The organism is Gillisella terrae (assembly GCF_004801395.1).
Taxonomy (GTDB): domain Bacteria; phylum Pseudomonadota; class Alphaproteobacteria; order Rhizobiales; family Rhizobiaceae; genus Allorhizobium; species Allorhizobium terrae.
Window position 1 is genome coordinate 303,385 of the sequence record NZ_SSOA01000001.1, and the last position, 15,171, is coordinate 318,555.

General features: G+C 54.4%; 18 protein-coding genes. 7 read left to right on the plus strand and 11 right to left on the minus strand.

The features are described 5' to 3' along the window. Positions 1–121: 121 nt before the first annotated feature. From E6C51_RS01425 to lgt, 4 genes are all read right to left on the minus strand, one after another. On the minus strand, positions 122–1,273 hold the full coding sequence (locus E6C51_RS01425; protein WP_190234788.1) for a M24 family metallopeptidase: 1,152 nt from the start codon (positions 1,271–1,273) through the stop codon (positions 122–124). Continuing rightward, positions 1,270–2,067, minus strand: a complete 798-nt coding sequence (gene pgeF / locus E6C51_RS01430) for a peptidoglycan editing factor PgeF (protein WP_190234789.1) — start codon at positions 2,065–2,067, stop codon at positions 1,270–1,272. Before pgeF ends, E6C51_RS01425 begins: the two co-directional genes overlap by 4 nt. Before the next feature lie 13 nt (positions 2,068–2,080). Continuing rightward, positions 2,081–3,181, minus strand: coding sequence for a class I SAM-dependent methyltransferase (locus tag E6C51_RS01435; RefSeq protein ID WP_146933318.1), 1,101 nt, complete (start codon positions 3,179–3,181; stop codon positions 2,081–2,083). A 126-nt stretch (positions 3,182–3,307) separates the two neighbouring features. After that, a complete protein-coding gene (gene lgt, locus E6C51_RS01440; protein WP_186827721.1) occupies positions 3,308–4,147 on the minus strand; it encodes a prolipoprotein diacylglyceryl transferase in 840 nt (279 codons plus the stop codon). 199 nt (positions 4,148–4,346) lie between these two features. Between lgt and E6C51_RS01445 the strand changes: the two genes are divergently transcribed. From E6C51_RS01445 to E6C51_RS01460, 4 genes are all read left to right on the plus strand, one after another. Next, complete coding sequence (locus E6C51_RS01445; RefSeq protein ID WP_190234790.1) at positions 4,347–4,607, plus strand: accessory factor UbiK family protein; 261 nt, start codon at positions 4,347–4,349, stop codon at positions 4,605–4,607. 482 nt (positions 4,608–5,089) lie between these two features. Further along, the gene (locus tag E6C51_RS01450) at positions 5,090–5,590 is read left to right on the plus strand and encodes a type III secretion system chaperone family protein (protein ID WP_075639890.1); all 501 of its coding nucleotides are present in this window, start codon (positions 5,090–5,092) and stop codon (positions 5,588–5,590) included. 2 nt (positions 5,591–5,592) lie between these two features. Further along, a complete protein-coding gene (gene proC, locus E6C51_RS01455) occupies positions 5,593–6,399 on the plus strand; it encodes a pyrroline-5-carboxylate reductase (protein ID WP_190234791.1) in 807 nt (268 codons plus the stop codon). Positions 6,400–6,413: 14 nt separating this feature from the next. Continuing rightward, positions 6,414–6,755 (plus strand): tRNA-binding protein, encoded by a 342-nt coding sequence (locus E6C51_RS01460; protein ID WP_146933851.1) that lies wholly within the window; start codon positions 6,414–6,416, stop codon positions 6,753–6,755. A 110-nt stretch (positions 6,756–6,865) separates the two neighbouring features. On the opposite strand, the gene E6C51_RS01465 is transcribed toward E6C51_RS01460, so the two are convergent. The 4 genes from E6C51_RS01465 to E6C51_RS01480 form a co-directional block, all read right to left on the minus strand. Beyond that, complete coding sequence (locus E6C51_RS01465; RefSeq protein WP_190234792.1) at positions 6,866–7,447, minus strand: DUF1349 domain-containing protein; 582 nt, start codon at positions 7,445–7,447, stop codon at positions 6,866–6,868. A gap of 64 nt (positions 7,448–7,511) precedes the next feature. Then, complete coding sequence (locus E6C51_RS01470) at positions 7,512–8,891, minus strand: ATP-binding protein (protein WP_190234793.1); 1,380 nt, start codon at positions 8,889–8,891, stop codon at positions 7,512–7,514. A gap of 4 nt (positions 8,892–8,895) precedes the next feature. Continuing rightward, positions 8,896–9,597: a response regulator gene (locus tag E6C51_RS01475; RefSeq protein ID WP_146933329.1), complete on the minus strand. Its 702-nt coding sequence runs from the start codon at positions 9,595–9,597 to the stop codon at positions 8,896–8,898. Positions 9,598–9,601: 4 nt separating this feature from the next. After that, on the minus strand, positions 9,602–10,066 hold the full coding sequence (locus E6C51_RS01480) for a MarR family winged helix-turn-helix transcriptional regulator (RefSeq protein ID WP_146933853.1): 465 nt from the start codon (positions 10,064–10,066) through the stop codon (positions 9,602–9,604). A gap of 385 nt (positions 10,067–10,451) precedes the next feature. Here E6C51_RS01480 and E6C51_RS01485 point away from each other — a divergent pair, with 385 nt between their 5' ends. Together E6C51_RS01485 and E6C51_RS01490 are read left to right on the plus strand one after the other, a co-directional pair. Continuing rightward, positions 10,452–10,637 (plus strand): hypothetical protein, encoded by a 186-nt coding sequence (locus E6C51_RS01485; protein ID WP_146933331.1) that lies wholly within the window; start codon positions 10,452–10,454, stop codon positions 10,635–10,637. Positions 10,638–10,722: 85 nt separating this feature from the next. Then, positions 10,723–11,370 (plus strand): MBL fold metallo-hydrolase, encoded by a 648-nt coding sequence (locus tag E6C51_RS01490; RefSeq protein ID WP_146933333.1) that lies wholly within the window; start codon positions 10,723–10,725, stop codon positions 11,368–11,370. 74 nt (positions 11,371–11,444) lie between these two features. On the opposite strand, the gene E6C51_RS01495 is transcribed toward E6C51_RS01490, so the two are convergent. The 3 genes from E6C51_RS01495 to E6C51_RS01505 form a co-directional block, all read right to left on the minus strand. Then, complete coding sequence (locus E6C51_RS01495) at positions 11,445–11,660, minus strand: cold-shock protein (protein ID WP_075639898.1); 216 nt, start codon at positions 11,658–11,660, stop codon at positions 11,445–11,447. 444 nt (positions 11,661–12,104) lie between these two features. Next, positions 12,105–12,995, minus strand: coding sequence for a DMT family transporter (locus tag E6C51_RS01500; protein ID WP_190234794.1), 891 nt, complete (start codon positions 12,993–12,995; stop codon positions 12,105–12,107). A 146-nt stretch (positions 12,996–13,141) separates the two neighbouring features. After that, complete coding sequence (locus E6C51_RS01505) at positions 13,142–13,552, minus strand: hypothetical protein (protein WP_190234795.1); 411 nt, start codon at positions 13,550–13,552, stop codon at positions 13,142–13,144. A 344-nt stretch (positions 13,553–13,896) separates the two neighbouring features. Here E6C51_RS01505 and E6C51_RS01510 point away from each other — a divergent pair, with 344 nt between their 5' ends. Beyond that, a complete protein-coding gene (locus tag E6C51_RS01510) occupies positions 13,897–15,099 on the plus strand; it encodes a pyridoxal phosphate-dependent aminotransferase (RefSeq protein ID WP_190234796.1) in 1,203 nt (400 codons plus the stop codon). The last annotated feature ends 72 nt before the right edge of the window (positions 15,100–15,171 follow it).

Below are 15,171 nucleotides of genomic sequence, written 5' to 3' on the forward strand. Positions count from 1 at the left end.
CAAACAGCCAGAGATTTTCCATCATCAAACGAAAGACAGAAATGCTCGGGCAAACAGGGTATCGCGCTTCAGCATCTCGTTATTGTCTTCCGAAATCGTTAAATTCTATCTTAAATCGTCATTATTTTACGATCATCTCAAGTGGATGTCGTGATAAGGCCCGTGGTGCGTCCTCAGTGGTGAGGTAGGTGTGGCCAAGGGTCATGGCGATATTGTGCTCTGAATCCATAATGATCATATGGATGAACAGAGACATATCGGGCAAAATCGGCTGCGGATTGCCGGTGTGGAACATCTGGTGCTCCATCCACGATGGCGAAAAACGTGCACCAAGCGAGTAGCCGCAGGCATTGAGCCGATGGCGCGTCAGGCCGCGCGCATCCAGCACCCTTGAGTGCGCCTCAAACACATCGCCAAAGGTATGGCCGGGGCGCATGACCTTTTCAATTTCCTGAATGGCATCATAGCAGGCATCAAACAGCTCAAGGTGGCGGGCCGTTGGCTCACCAATCACCACCGTGCGCATCATGGCGGCGTGGTAGTGGGCGAAAGCACCGGCCCATTCCAGTGTCAATTGATCATTGACATCCAGCGTGCGACGACCGGCCTTGTAGCGGCACAACAGCGCATCCTGGCCGGAGCCAATGATAAATTCATTGGCGGGATAATCGCCGCCACCGGCAAAGACGGCTCCCTGCATTGCGGCCAGAATGGCGGCCTCATCGGCACCTGGGCCGGTCAGTTGCAAGGCCGCATCCAGTGCGTCGTCGGCAAGCTGTGCTGCTTTCTCAATATAGGCAATTTCCTCAGCGCTTTTGATCAGCCGCAATTCGCTTACCAGATAGGAGGCATCGACCATCTGGCAAAAGCTCATCAACTGATTGTCGAGCAGGCGGGCGACCCGGCCGGTCATGCCGTGGGTGTCATATTCCACCCCAATCCGCGCGCCCAAAAGATCGAGATCATTCAGCAGATCTTTCAGATCAATGGTTGGGTCGGCATTGGTGCGGTCCACCCAGATGTTGATGTTTTGAATATTGGAGGTATGGCGCGCCTGACGCAGATCGGCGGAGCGCGTCAAAAGCGTCATCTCGCCATCGGCCTTGACCACCAGTGTCTGAAAAAAGCAATAGCCGAAAGTGTCATACCCTGTCAGCCAGTACATGCTCTCCTGCGCGAACAGCAGGACAGCATCCAGCTTTTCAGTGGCCATTCGAACCTTCAATTGATCCAGGCGCGATGCATATTCTGTTTCAGAAAAGTGTAGCGTCATGGGGATATCTCCCTGAGGTAAATTGCGGATACCTGACGACCATAATCCGGCTCACCAGCATGGGTTGTGCGGCGATAGGAGAAAAAGGACTCCGAATCGCCATAGGTGCAAATCCCTAGCATGTCGGCATGGATTCCGGCACCCTGCAATCTTTTCACCGTCAGTCCCGGCAGATCAAACATGGCATGGCCGGGCTTGGGCGAGGGGGTGAAAAACGCGCTGTAAGACGCATCATGTGCAAGAAAGCGCTCCACGAACTCCGGCCCGACCTCGTAGGCTTTGGCGCTGATGGAGGGGCCAAGGGTGGCGACAATGCTATCGCGTTTGGCCCCAAGGGCAATCATGGCATTGATGGTGTTTTCCAACACGCCGGTCAAAGCACCTTTCCATCCGGCGTGGGCGGCACCAATCACCCGATGGGCTGGATCGGCAAACAGGATCGGCCCGCAATCGGCCGATAAAACGCCGAGTGCCAGACCCGGCGTCGCTGTTACCATGGCATCCACCTGCGGGCGATTGTCGCCAAGCGGCGCTGTCACCGTGATAACATCGGGCGAATGCACCTGATGTACTGTGGCCAGATGCGATGCATCAATATCAAACCAGCGCGCAACGCGGTTGCGGTTTTCAAGCACATGCTCTCGATTGTCATGAGAGCCAAGGCCAACGTTCAGACCCTGATAAATACCTTTTGAGACCCCGCCTGCGCGGGTGAAAAAGCCATGAGCAATGCCAGCACTCACACCTTTGGCAAGCAGGGGGCTTTGCAGCGGCTGAGGAACGGAGTTGGACATGGCTGCAACCTTATCAATGGAGGGGACGAAAGGGGGGCAAAGACAGGGCCGGGGTGGAGACGGCCAAAACCTTGAACAACTCGCCCATTCTGCCTTCGCCGTCACCCGCCAATCGGGTGACGGCTTCTGTCAGCATCAATTGGGTGGCGGCGTCCTTGCCACGTCCCAGCACGCCAGCGCGATCGGCAATGCCGAGGCCGAGCAAAAAATCACCCTGACGCATACAGCCGGTGACCGAGACGCCGTTGCTCATCGCGGTGCGGGCCAGATCTTCAAAATCGACATGGCTGGTCAGATCGGCAATGCCCGGATGGGCCAGTGGCGGATCGTAATCATGGGCGCGCACCGCCTGCAATGTGTCGCCAAAGCCGGTTGCCATATGGCCATAATCAATAATCAGGGCGGTGCCGCCTTCCTGACCAAGGCGGTGGCAAAGGCCTTCCATCACGGCACGACGCGCAGGTGAGAATTCATAGATCGTACCGTCCGGCGCGCGTTCGGCTCCTTCCGGCAGGAAGGATGGATCGAGAACGGCGGTGCCAAGGGCGAAAACCAATTCATCGTCATGGTCGAGGCCGATAACCCGCTCGACAAAATGCGGGCCTGCCTTGACGAACTGCCGGATGGGAATGGCATCAAACAGCTCATTGGCAACCACCAGCGTGAAGCCTGCGGGTGCATCTTCCAGCGTGTCATGCCAGGAGATTTTTTCAATATGGGCGGCAAGGGTGTTTTGTTGCACCTGCCGCAGGCGTTCGCTGGTTTCAATCATGTGCACGCTGGTGTCGCGGTACATATCGGGGGCGAGTTTCGCAATCACCCGCAACATATCACTCATCATCGTGCCGCGTCCGGGGCCAAATTCAACCAGCCGCACCGGGTTGGGCAGGCCGTGGCATTTCCATGTGTGCACCATAAAGGCGGCAATCATCTCACCAAAAATCTGGCTGATTTCAGGTGCGGTGGTGAAATCTCCCTTCGCGCCAAAAGGCTCGCGGGTTTTATAATAGCCAAATTCCGGATCGGCCAGACAGAGCGCAAAATAATCACTGACGCTCATGGGACCATTCAGGTGGATCAGCCTTTTGATCTTGTCACCGAGTGGAGTACTCATACGTGATAGGCCCCTGTTCATTGTTGGGGTCTACGGCACTGCGCGTTTTAAACCTCGCGCAAAGGAGGCCGTAGCACTCTAAATATGATGCATAATCTTTCCTCAAACCCTTCAGGGTTTCAGGCTTTATGCCGGTGTCGCGGTTTGCGCGCGCCATATTGCCCACAAGCCAAGCGCAAACATTGGCATGGACAAAACCATGCCCATGGTGAGCCAACCGCCCGCCAGATAGCCCAGTTGCACATCTGGCTCGCGGAAAAACTCAACGAAAATTCTGGCCAGAGAATAGCCACAGATGAAAACGCCGCTGATGGTGCCCGATTTCTTCAGTGCCGATGTTGTGCGACCCAGAACTTGCACGAGGATGAACAGCACAATTCCTTCAAGCGCTGCTTCATAAAGCTGGCTGGGGTGACGGGTAAAAGGCCCGCCGGTTGGAAATTGCATGGCCCAGGCCACATCGCTGACGCGGCCCCAAAGCTCGCCATTGATGAAGTTGGCGATGCGGCCAAAGAACAGGCCGATGGGAGCAACGCAGGCCACCACATCAAACAGCATCCACACAGGCAGGCCGTTTCGGCGCGCAAATATGATCATGGCAAGGGTGGCACCGGTGAGGCCGCCATGGAAAGACATGCCGCCGCGCCAGATCTCAAGGGCGACCATGGGATTGGCCAGTACCGGATCGAGATCGTAAAACAGAATATAGCCAATGCGGCCACCCAGCACGATGCCAAGCGCTGCCCAGACCAGAAAGTCATCAAGGTGCTTTTCGGTGATCGGCGTGTAATTGTTTGGCCAAAGCCGTGGCGTGTTGATCATGCGCCGCGCCAGCCACCAGCCGAGCAGAATGCCGGTGACATAGGCAAGACCATACCAGCGGATCGCCAGCGGCCCGATGCTGATCGCAATCGGGTCAATTTGAGGATAAGGTAGCTCGGTGAAAAGGCTTAGCGCTGTATTCAAGGACATTCTCTCACTGTTTGCCCGGAAAATGGCGGGCGGCCTTTGCACCGTCAAGGTGATTCTGGGGTTAATGATGGCAGAAGCCACGTTTGTCAGGGGAATTTTGTCTTGCAAGCCGCGTTGCGAATGCCTACCTGCATAAATATCGAGTTTGGATGCCCAGGACGGGCATAACCCTATGGCCAGATGGAGCGCGATAATGAGCACCGGAACCAATCGTATCATGGACGAATTTGCAAAGCTGATGACCGATGCGGCTGGCGCTGCCCAAGGTGTGCGCCGCGAGGCCGAGACCGCCTTTCATGCGCAGGCCGAGCGCTGGCTCAACAGTCTGGATGTGGTGCGCCGCGAAGAGTTTGATGTGGTGCGCGAGATGGCGCTGAAGGCGTTGGACGAAAACGAGGCTCTGCGCGCCAAAATCGAAGCGCTGGAAGCCAAGCTGTCGGGTGATGGCAAGTAACGAGTTACGGAAGATTGGATTAGATTCCTGTTTTTCCGTAGTATTTCGTGCAAATCATTAATGACGCAATAGAGCGGCTGCGCGGGAGTGCAGCCGTTTTTTTTATGCTCTAAGCTTTCGATTTTACAGCGGCTTTTGGCTTATGCTTAATGATTGGTTACGTTTTTTTTCCACATGTGGATAGTGCCAAAAAACACAATGGCCAGAGTCAGTTAAGCCCCGGTTCTGAGAGATGAAAACAAGCGCTGTCCACAGCAACGGTTGTGAAAAGCGCTCGGTGGGGCTGGTTTGAGACTCCCGCCGTTATACACTGATTTTAAATGATGATTCGAAACGACCCGGCAAGTTTCGGGCAGGGTGCCACAAGCACTCTGGGGGTATTGGGTATCATTCGAAATGTGTTTCCGGTGGATGCGTGGCGTTTTGACGAGGGGGTATCCTTTTGTCTGCGGTTCAAGCGTTCCCGGCTGAAAAGGTGCGGCATGACCCTTATGGAATTGCAAATGGAACGTCAGTCCAACCCGGTTGATATGATCGAGTTTGTGGCTTCAAATAATGACTGGTCGTTCGAGCGGTCATGTGAAGATGAAATTGCCATGACGGTAAACGGCCGTTGGGCAGCCTATCAGGTATCGTTTTCCTGGATGGAAGAATGCGAGTCCCTGCATCTCGCCTGCGCGTTTGATCTGCGCGTGCCTGATGCCAAGGTCAATGAGATCATCCGTCTGCTGTCGCGCATCAACGGGCAGGTGATGATGGGCCATTTTGATTTGTGGAAGCAGGAAGATGTGGTGATTTTCCGCCAGTCCCTGCTGTTGGCCGGTGGCGCAGAACCCACCAATCAGCAAGTTGAAGTGCTGCTCTCCAGCGCGGTTGAAGCGTGTGAAGCTTATTATGAGGCTTTCCAATACGTCATCTGGTCTGGGCTGGATGCAAAAGCTGCCATGGACGTTGTGCTGTTTACCACGGTTGGGGAAGCCTGAGAATGAGCGGTTTGATTGCTTTGGTGGGTGCGGGCAATATGGGCGGTGCCATGCTGTCCGGCTGGCTCAAGAATGGTGTTGATCCATCCTCTATTCTTGTCATCGATCCCGGTGCCAATGATGCCGCCAAAGCGCGCTTTCAAGAGGCAGGCGTGCAGCATGTGACTGAGGCACCTGTAAACACAACAGTGTCACTGTTGTTTCTGGCCGTCAAACCTCAGATCATGGCAGCGGCGCTGCCATCGCTGAAAAATCTGGTGGGCAGCGATACCGTTGTGGTCTCGGTTGCTGCTGGCAAGACGCTTGCCTTTATGGAAAGCCATCTGGGAGCTGTGGCCATGGTGCGGGCCATGCCCAACACGCCAGCTATGGTGGGGCGCGGCATTACCGGTGCTTACGCCAACGGGCTTGTCAGCGAGGCGCAGCGCGCCACTGTGCACGACCTTTTGAAAGTCAGCGGCCCGGTGGAATGGGTTGCCAGTGAGAGCGATATTGATGCTGTCACGGCTGTTTCCGGCAGTGGACCTGCCTATGTGTTCTATCTGGTTGAATGCATGGCGGAAGCGGGTCGCAAGGCCGGTTTGCCTGCGGATCTTGCCATGCGGCTTGCGCGTGAAACGGTTGCCGGTGCGGGTGAGCTCTTGCATCAATCCTCTGACGATGCCGCGACGTTGCGCAAAAACGTCACCTCGCCGGGTGGCACAACAGCAGCAGCACTTTCGGTATTGATGGCGGATGATGCGATGCAGCCTCTGTTTGATGCGGCGATTGCGGCGGCAAAGACCCGCGCAGAGGAGCTGGCATCGTGAGTGGTGATGAGAAAATCTCTGCCGAGATCACCTATGGTGACTTTGAAAAGGTCGATATTCGTGTCGGTACGATCATCGAGGCAGAGGATTTTCCACAGGCGCGCAAACCAGCCTATAAGCTCAAAATCGATTTTGGTGCCGAGATCGGCATCAAGCGTTCATCGGCGCAGATTACCGTCCATTACACGCCGGAAAGCCTGATTGGCCGCCAAGTGCTGGGCGTGGTGAATTTTCCGCCGCGCCAGATTGGCCCGGTGCGCTCCGAAGTTCTCACCCTCGGCTTTGAGGATGAGAATGGAGCGATTGTTCTGGCCTCGGTTGAGCAGGGTGTTCCGAACGGCAAAAAGATGATGTGAGCCTACAGCGCCTCTCACCAAATATGGCGACAAAGGACGCTGTAACACTCTAAATCTGCTGCATAATTTTCACCTTAAATCCACTCCGATTTAAGGAATTATGCAGTCGTTCAGTGAATCTCGCGTGAGACGGGATCGCCAAGTTTGAAATCAAAGAACTCAACGCGAAAGCCGGCGCGCTTCGGCGAGCAGGCCATAAGCCCCACCTGCACTTTCTCTGGTTTTGGTGAAAACCACGCCAGTCGGGCCATGGCCCAATTTTTCCCTTCATCAATGCTGTATTGAATGAAAAGCGCATCGCCCAGCCGGGTGATCCGTGCTGAAACCACCTTTGGCTCTCCCGGCAGCACAACAACCGACCAGTCCGAGTGATCATTGGTAACAACCGTGCTGAAATGCATGTGCCCGTCGGTATATTCCACACCGCATTTGACCCAATGGGTTTCATCCACGCGCAGCATCAAACCGGCCTGATCGTAGAGGGTTTCATACTGGCCGGAAAAGCTGACTTCGACGGTAAAATCGCCGCTCCGGGTGGTGGAGAGAAAGTGGCCATTATCCGGCGTGAAGCCATAATAGGTCTTTTGCCAGAAATCGCTGGCGTCTTTTGTTTCAACGACCACGCCGCGCTCGGTCCATGTCGCGTTTTCTGGCGGGTTAAACCATTGCATGGTCTTGATATCAAAGCTCATTTCTCTCTCCCAAATTCTTAAAAAAACGGTTCTTAGGCACCAGTCATATCTTAAAAGTCACATCTTAAACGGGGATGCGAATCTTGGCGCGCAAGCCGCCCATGGGGCTGTCTGACAAGGTCACATTGCCGCCGTGGCTGCGGGCAATATCGCGGGCAATTGCCAGGCCTAAGCCGGTGCCGGACGAATCGAGATTGCGCGCTTCATCCAGCCGATAGAATGGTTTGAACACGTCTTCGCGTGATGCTTCGGGAATGCCGGGGCCGTTATCATCAAACACGATGGTCAGCCATTTGCTGCCGTGCCTTGCCTCCACATGGACTTTTTGCGCATAGCGGCGGCCATTGGCGGCCAGATTGCCGACAAGGCGCCAAAAGGCATTTGGGCGCACACGCACATTGTCATCGCCGGTAATGTGGAAGCTGAAATCCTTGCCGTGCAGCGTGTAATCGCTGCTGATCTTCTCGAACATCTCGCTCAAATTGCAGGGGCCGAAATTCTCTTCGGCTTCGCCTTTGGCAAACGCCATATAGCCCTCCAGCATGGATTGCATGGCATCGACATCTTCGTTTAACGGCTCAAGATCGGGATTGTCTCCGGCCAAGGCCAGTTGCAGCTTGAAGCGGGTGAGAATGGTGCGCAAATCATGGCTCACCCCGGTCAGCATGGCTGTGCGCTGCTCCAATTGGCGCTCAATGCGCTCGCGCATCAAAATGAAGGCGCGGCCAGCGCGGCGAATTTCATCAGCCCCGCGCGGCACGAAATCCTTCTCAGGCTTTTGGCCCTTGCCAAAGCTCTCGGCAGCGGCGGCCAGCGACAGAATGGGGCGGATCTGGCCACGCAAAAACAGGGTTGAGATAATGATCAGCACCAGTGAGGTACCAAACATCCAGATGATGAAAATATGGGTGTTGGACGCATAGGCCTGACTGCGCCGGGTAAAAATGCGCAACACCTCGCCATCCAGCTTGATGCGAATTTCAATCAGCGGTGAATCGCCCACCGTATCGATCCAGAAGGGCCGGTTGATCTGGCGGCGCAATTCATCACTGAGCAATTGATCAAGAATCGAGAAAAACGGTTTTGGGCGCGGGGCAGGCAATTCGCCATTTTTTTCCAATGTCGCCGTAAGCGCCATTTTCTCGCGCGCAACTGCGAGGATCTCTGCGCTGTCATTGGGGTATTTTTCCAACAGCACAATGATGGCCGAAATATCGCGGGTTACGGCGGCAGAAAGCCGCTGCGTCACCATTTGCCAATGCCGTTCCATAAACACAAACAGCAGCACCGTTTGCAAAATCAGCATGGGCAAAATGATGATCAGCAGGGAGCGGGCAAACAGACCTGTCGGCAATTGCCTGCGCAGCCATCGGCTGAACCAGCGCAGGTTGACCCACGAAATACGCCGGTGTTTGAGGTGGCCGATCGCCTCGAGCAGGGTCATAGGATCAGTCCCGGCTCAGGCGATAGCCAATGCCGCGCACGGTTTGCAGCCAGACCGGATTGGCCGGGTCGTCTTCAATCTTGCGCCGCAAACGGTTGATCTGCACATCGATGGTGCGTTCGCCCACATCGGCGTCCTCGCCCACCAGTTCATAGCGCGGGATAGTTTCGCCAGCCTTGTTGGCAAACAGCATCATGATGTCCTGCTCGCGATCGGTGAGGTGGATAACGTCGGCACCTTTCTTCAATTCCTTGCGCAACAGCGAAAAACTATAGGGGCCAAACATCACCTGCTCGATTTTGGGGCCATCGCCGCTGCTGTTGCGCTTGAGAATATTGTTGATGCGCAGCACCAGTTCGCGCGGATCAAACGGCTTGGCCAGATAATCGTCAGCACCTGCCTCCAGCCCGGCAATGCGCGAATCCGCCTCGGAGCGGGCGGTGAGCATGATGATGGGGGCCTGGTTTTTTTGTTCCGACAGCGATTTCGTCAGTGACAGGCCGTTCTCACCGGGCATCATCACATCGACAATCAAAAGATCAAAGCTCAGGCCATTCAGCCTGCGTCGCGCCTCTTGCGCGTCGGCGGCAACGCTGACACGAAAGCCCTGTTCGCTCAAATACCGATGCAGCAGATCACGAATACGGGTGTCGTCATCCACAACGAGCAGGTGAGGGGCATCGTCCAGCAGATCTATCTGTTTCATATGGTCAGGACTCCTCGATTTGCGCGGTGCTTTCCACCGCTTCGCTGCGCATGGCTTTCAGGAAAACCCGAACTGCCTGCATTTGATCCGGTGTCAGGCCTTTAAAAGCATTGGCAATGCGGCGCGATTGTGGATCCGAGAGCGCCAAAGCCAGCTCGCGCCCGGCAAGGGTTGGATAAAGCCTGCGCTGGCGGCGATCAGCGGGGCCGGTCATCTGGCGAATATAGCCTTGCTCGATCAGCTCTTTCAGTACCCGTGCCAGACTTTGCTTGGTGATGCGCAAGATTGACAACAGATCGGCAACGGTCATGCCGGGTTGGCGGCTGACAAAATAAACCACACGATGGTGGGCGCGGCCATAGCCGAATTTCTCCAAAATTTCATCCGGGTCGGACACAAAGTCACGATAGGCGAAAAAGAACAGCTCGATGGTTTCGAAATCAATGCTCTTGTCGTCTATATGCGGCATTTCCGGCAGCTGTTTCTTGGCTGTTTTGGCCGTCGGCGATCTTTGCACGTTTCAAATTCCTCATCTATTCCAATGCGTCTAGACGCTTCACATTGCCTTGCGGCAACCGCTGCTGCTCTTTGCGGTCCAAATTCAAGCAAAACTATGCCGAGTAGGGCGGAATTGCCATAAAAAACTGTGCTTTTCCCATGGGATGAGCGCGCACAATGCCCTGCATGCGGCAAAGGGCGTGGCAATGGCTGCCGGACAGTCTGATTATGGCGTAATTTTGCGCAAAATCTGTTCTGTTTTCCGAAAAATGACATCGTAAAAAATATTTTAATTCTCATGCAACCAAATCGCGCCTCGCGACTTATTAGGGTAAATCATTAGCAGAGAGGCGCCCATGACCCCGACACCTGAGCTGACAGATCAAGATGTTGCAGATGATAAGTTGCGCCCTCTGATGATTTTGGTTTTTAGCTTGAAAACGGCTACCGCTGCGCTGTTGCTTGCCAATCTTCTCCTGTCCGGCGCGCCGCAGAGCGACCATCAGGTTATGGCGTCACTTGGTTCACAGCCTGTTCAATAATCCGAGACTGGCATTCCACCCTTGGAAAGGCTATCCACATACCGTTTTATAGTCATGCCTAACGCATGGTGATGAAGAGGGTATTATGGGTCAGTTGCAGGCAGGGATTATTCCGGTCACGCCGTTTCAGCAAAATTGCACGGTGTTTTTCGACAGCGAAACCAAAGAGGGTGTTGTGGTCGATCCGGGCGGTGATGTGGAACACATTCTGGAGATGGTCGCCAAAAACGGCATCACCCTGAAAGAAATCTGGTTGACGCATGGCCATCTCGATCACGCTGGCGGCGCAGAAGATGTGAAGGATGCGCTTGGCATTCAGATCATTGGTCCCCATGAAGATGACAAATTCCTGCTCGAAAGCATCGAGGAGAAGGCGCTTGCCTACAAAATGCCCGGCAAAATGCGCAATGCCACGCCGGATCGCTTTTTGAAAGAAGGCGATGTCGTTGGCTTTTCAGGCCATAGTTTTGAGGTGTTTCATTGCCCCGGCCATGCGCCTGGCCATGTGATTTTTTACAATCGGGCGCAAAATTTTGCCCATCTTGGCGATGTGCTGTTTAACGGCTCCATTGGCCGCACGGATTTGCCCGGTGGCAATCATCAGCAATTGCTCGATAGCATTCGCGACAAGGTTTTGCCGCTGGGTGATGATGTTGGCTTCATCTGTGGTCACGGCCCCGGCAGCCGCATTGGCGATGAGCGCCGCACGAATCCTTATCTCAAGGGATTGTAAAATTTCAGTTTTTCAAAAAAAACCCGGCAAAACTTGCCGGGCCGCTGCGCGAATAAAAAATGTGAACGAGGTAATCAGCCTGCGATTTGCAGATTGACAGCCTTTGGTCCCTTGCCGCGGCGGTCCGGTTCCGTATCAAAGCTCACCTTCTGGTTTTCACTAAGACCAGAAAGGCCAGATGCCTGAACGGCTGAGATATGCACAAAAATGTCGGCAGCACCATTGTCCGGCTTGATAAAGCCGAAGCCCTTGTCAACGTTGAAGAATTTTACAATGCCAGTTTCGGCCATGCGTCAGGTCCTTTTGTCTCTGTCCGGGATCGGCGGACAGCTATGCTCCATCCCCTAAGGGTCTAGCCGGCCAATCAAATGGTGAGGAAAGGTCCCTGCCACCGCAGCCACAAGCAAATCACACGACGCAACGCCGCTTTTCCCCTGTGGTTGCCCGGAACTTCTGCGTCTCCGGTGCCATAAATTATAGGTCTTTCCGTGCATTGAAATTGCCCGAACGTGCGAAGATTGCTTCGTTTATGGAGAATTGGCAAGCAAAAGTTTCTTTACCAATCTGTGTTTTGTCATGGTGTGAGAATCGCAAATGAGCCGAATTTGGGGCGCCTTGGGCGAAAATTTGCGAAAAACCGGCTTGTCGGCGCTGACTGCCAATAAAATCAACTCAAATTGATCAAACTTGTGGTAAACTTTTTCACAGTGGTAAAATGCTGCGTGATTTAAAATTTATGCCGTTTGGCGCGATGTTTTGTGCCATTCAGGCACAACTTCCACCGCCAGCATGGCCAAAAATAACAATCCGCACCCCATGTAACCAATCGGCGGTAGTGTTTCATGCAGGAAATATGCACCCAGCATTGCACCAAACAGCGCTTCTGACGACATGAAGATCGCGGCCTGAGACGAGGTTGTGTAGCGCTGGCCGATAATTTGCAGGCTGAACGCCAAGCCGCTCGACAACAGGCCGCCATAGAGGATTTGCGGCATGCCACTGACAATATCGCTGATGGTGATGGGCTCAAGCGAGGCAGCAGCCCCCGTGCAGAGCAGGGTGGTGACGGCAAATTGCGCGGCGGCCAAGGTTAAAGGGCGCGATACGGTTTGCATGATCCGGCCTGTCATCAGAATCTGGATGGCGAAAAAGCCAGCGCAGAGGATTGTCAGGCTATCGCCGGGCGAAATGGTCTCAAGACTTGCCCCGTTCAGCAAAAAGATCCCGGTGAGGGAGGCAAGCGATGCGGGCCAGATGACCCAATGGGGGCGATATTTTAAAAACAGCACCGAGACCACAGGGACGATGATGACGTAAAGACCCGTTAAAAAACTGGCATTGGTGACGGTGGTGGTCTTGAGACCAAATTGCTGGGCGGTCTGCGCCAGAAACAGAAAAGTGCCGACAATGACAAAACTGGCGATTTCGCCTCGAGTGAGCTTCCGTGTTGCTTTGCGGCTTTCCATCCACGCAAATGGCAGCACGGCCAGTGTGGCAAGCCCAAACCGCAGCGCATTAAACCAATTGGCTTCCACATGGTTCATGGCGGTTGATTGGGCCACAAACCCACCGCCCCAGATGGCGGCGGCCAGAAGAAGTGCGAGATTGGCTTGAATGCGTGTCATTCCGGACCTTGTTTATTTATACGTCAAACAATAGGTCCTCATAATCCATAAATCCCGAAACCGGAATCAAATTCGGGAAAATAATGGCAAAGGGAACTGACGGATAAGATCCAGCCCGGAAGTGCTCGCAAGCGTGATATGGTGTTTCAGCTTCTCTTGTCCTCACGACTGGGTGGGGTGCGATTGATCCACACCACAAACAGGCCAATCAGGCTGAGCATAACCAGAATGCGGCGGTCGGCCAGCATGGAGAGATAGGACGGGATTTGCACCGACGACACGCTGTTGGCAACGGCGCGATCAATGTGGGTGTTATCCAGAGTGTTGCGGGCCTGATTTGCTGTGGTGCCGATGCTGCCCGTTGAGAGCAGGTCGAGCGCTGTTTGACTGGCTGGCTGGGTTACCGCATCCGCTATCTGGACGACGGATTGCGGCTCAACGGCGGCGGCAGCGCTTGCAATCGGGCCAAACATCGACACGCCAACCACTGTGAGTGATGCGAAAACTGCGCGGATACGCAGCCGTCTTCCAAGTTGATTTTCAGTCTTCTGTGTCATCGTGTCACCGCTTTATTGCACCCAAACCGCAGGGTGATAAAAGCCGCTCGAAATGGTTCGTAAAGGGACAGAATTGTGGCACTGCACCGCAAAAAATAAGGCGATATTGTGGCGCGTTAACATTTGGCCCTGAAGCGGGTTAATAGCTTCCCTTTTTGGGATGGTTTGCGCCAATGTCTGCCCCAATGTCTGCCCCAATGACTGCCTTTGTCACCGTGACAAGAAAAGCAGCGCCGCGCAGCGTTTATGCTTGAAACAGGGCTTGAGAATTGTCATAGAGCTGTAACCTGAAGCCTTGGAAAATCCGAGGCCCGTGATCGTTCATTAGCTTCAGGATATGTTACATGGCTTTTCTTGCCGACGCTCTTTCCCGTGTTAAGCCCTCAGCCACCATCGCAGTGTCGCAGAAAGCGCGCGAACTGAAGGCGAAAGGCCGCGATGTGATTGGCCTTGGAGCCGGTGAACCGGATTTCGACACACCAGACAATATCAAGCAGGCGGCGATTGACGCAATCAACCGTGGCGAAACCAAGTATACGCCCATTTCTGGCATTCCAGAATTGCGCAAGGCCATTGCTGAAAAGTTCAAGCGCGAGAACGGCCTCGATTACAAGCCGGAGCAGACCATTGTCGGCACCGGCGGCAAGCAGATTCTGTTCAATGCCTTCATGGCAACCATGAACCCTGGCGATGAAGTGATCATCCCGACCCCTTACTGGGTTTCTTATCCGGAAATGGTGGCGCTGTGCGGCGGCACACCTGTGTTTGTTGCCACGACACAGGAAAATAACTTCAAGCTGACGGCTGCCGATCTTGAAAAGGCAATTACGCCCAAGACCAAGTGGTTCCTGTTCAACTCGCCCTCCAACCCATCGGGTGCGGCCTATACCCATGACGAGCTGAAGGCGCTGACCGATGTGCTGGTCAAGCATGAGCAAGTCTGGGTGTTGACCGATGACATGTATGAGCACCTGACCTACGGCGATTTCAAATTCGCAACGCCTGCTGAAGTGGAGCCAAAGCTCTATGACCGCACTTTGACCATGAACGGTGTGTCCAAGGCCTATGCCATGACCGGCTGGCGTATTGGCTATGCCGCAGGTCCGCTGCCGTTGATCAAGGCCATGGACATGATTCAGGGCCAGCAGACATCCGGTGCCTGCTCGGTTGCTCAATGGGCGGCTGTGGAAGCTTTGAATGGCACGCAAGCCTTTATTCCAGAAAACAAGAAGATCTTTGAAGGTCGTCGTGATCTGGTGGTGTCGATGCTCAACCAGGCCAAGGGCATTATTTGCCCATCGCCGGAAGGTGCGTTCTACGTTTATCCGTCTTGCGCTGGCCTGATGGGTAAGACCGCGCCATCGGGCAAGGTGATGGAAACCGACGAGGATTTCGTCACAGAACTGCTGGAAACCGAAGGCGTTGCCGTGGTTCATGGCTCTGCCTTTGGCCTTGGCCCCAACTTCCGTATTTCCTACGCCACGTCGGAAGAGCTGCTGGAAGAGGCCTGCAAGCGCATTCAGCGCTTCTGCGCGGCTTGCAAGTAAGAGTTTACCGCATAATTCCTTAGGTCGGAGTGGATTTAGGGAGAAAATTATGCAGCAGATCAAATGTGTTAC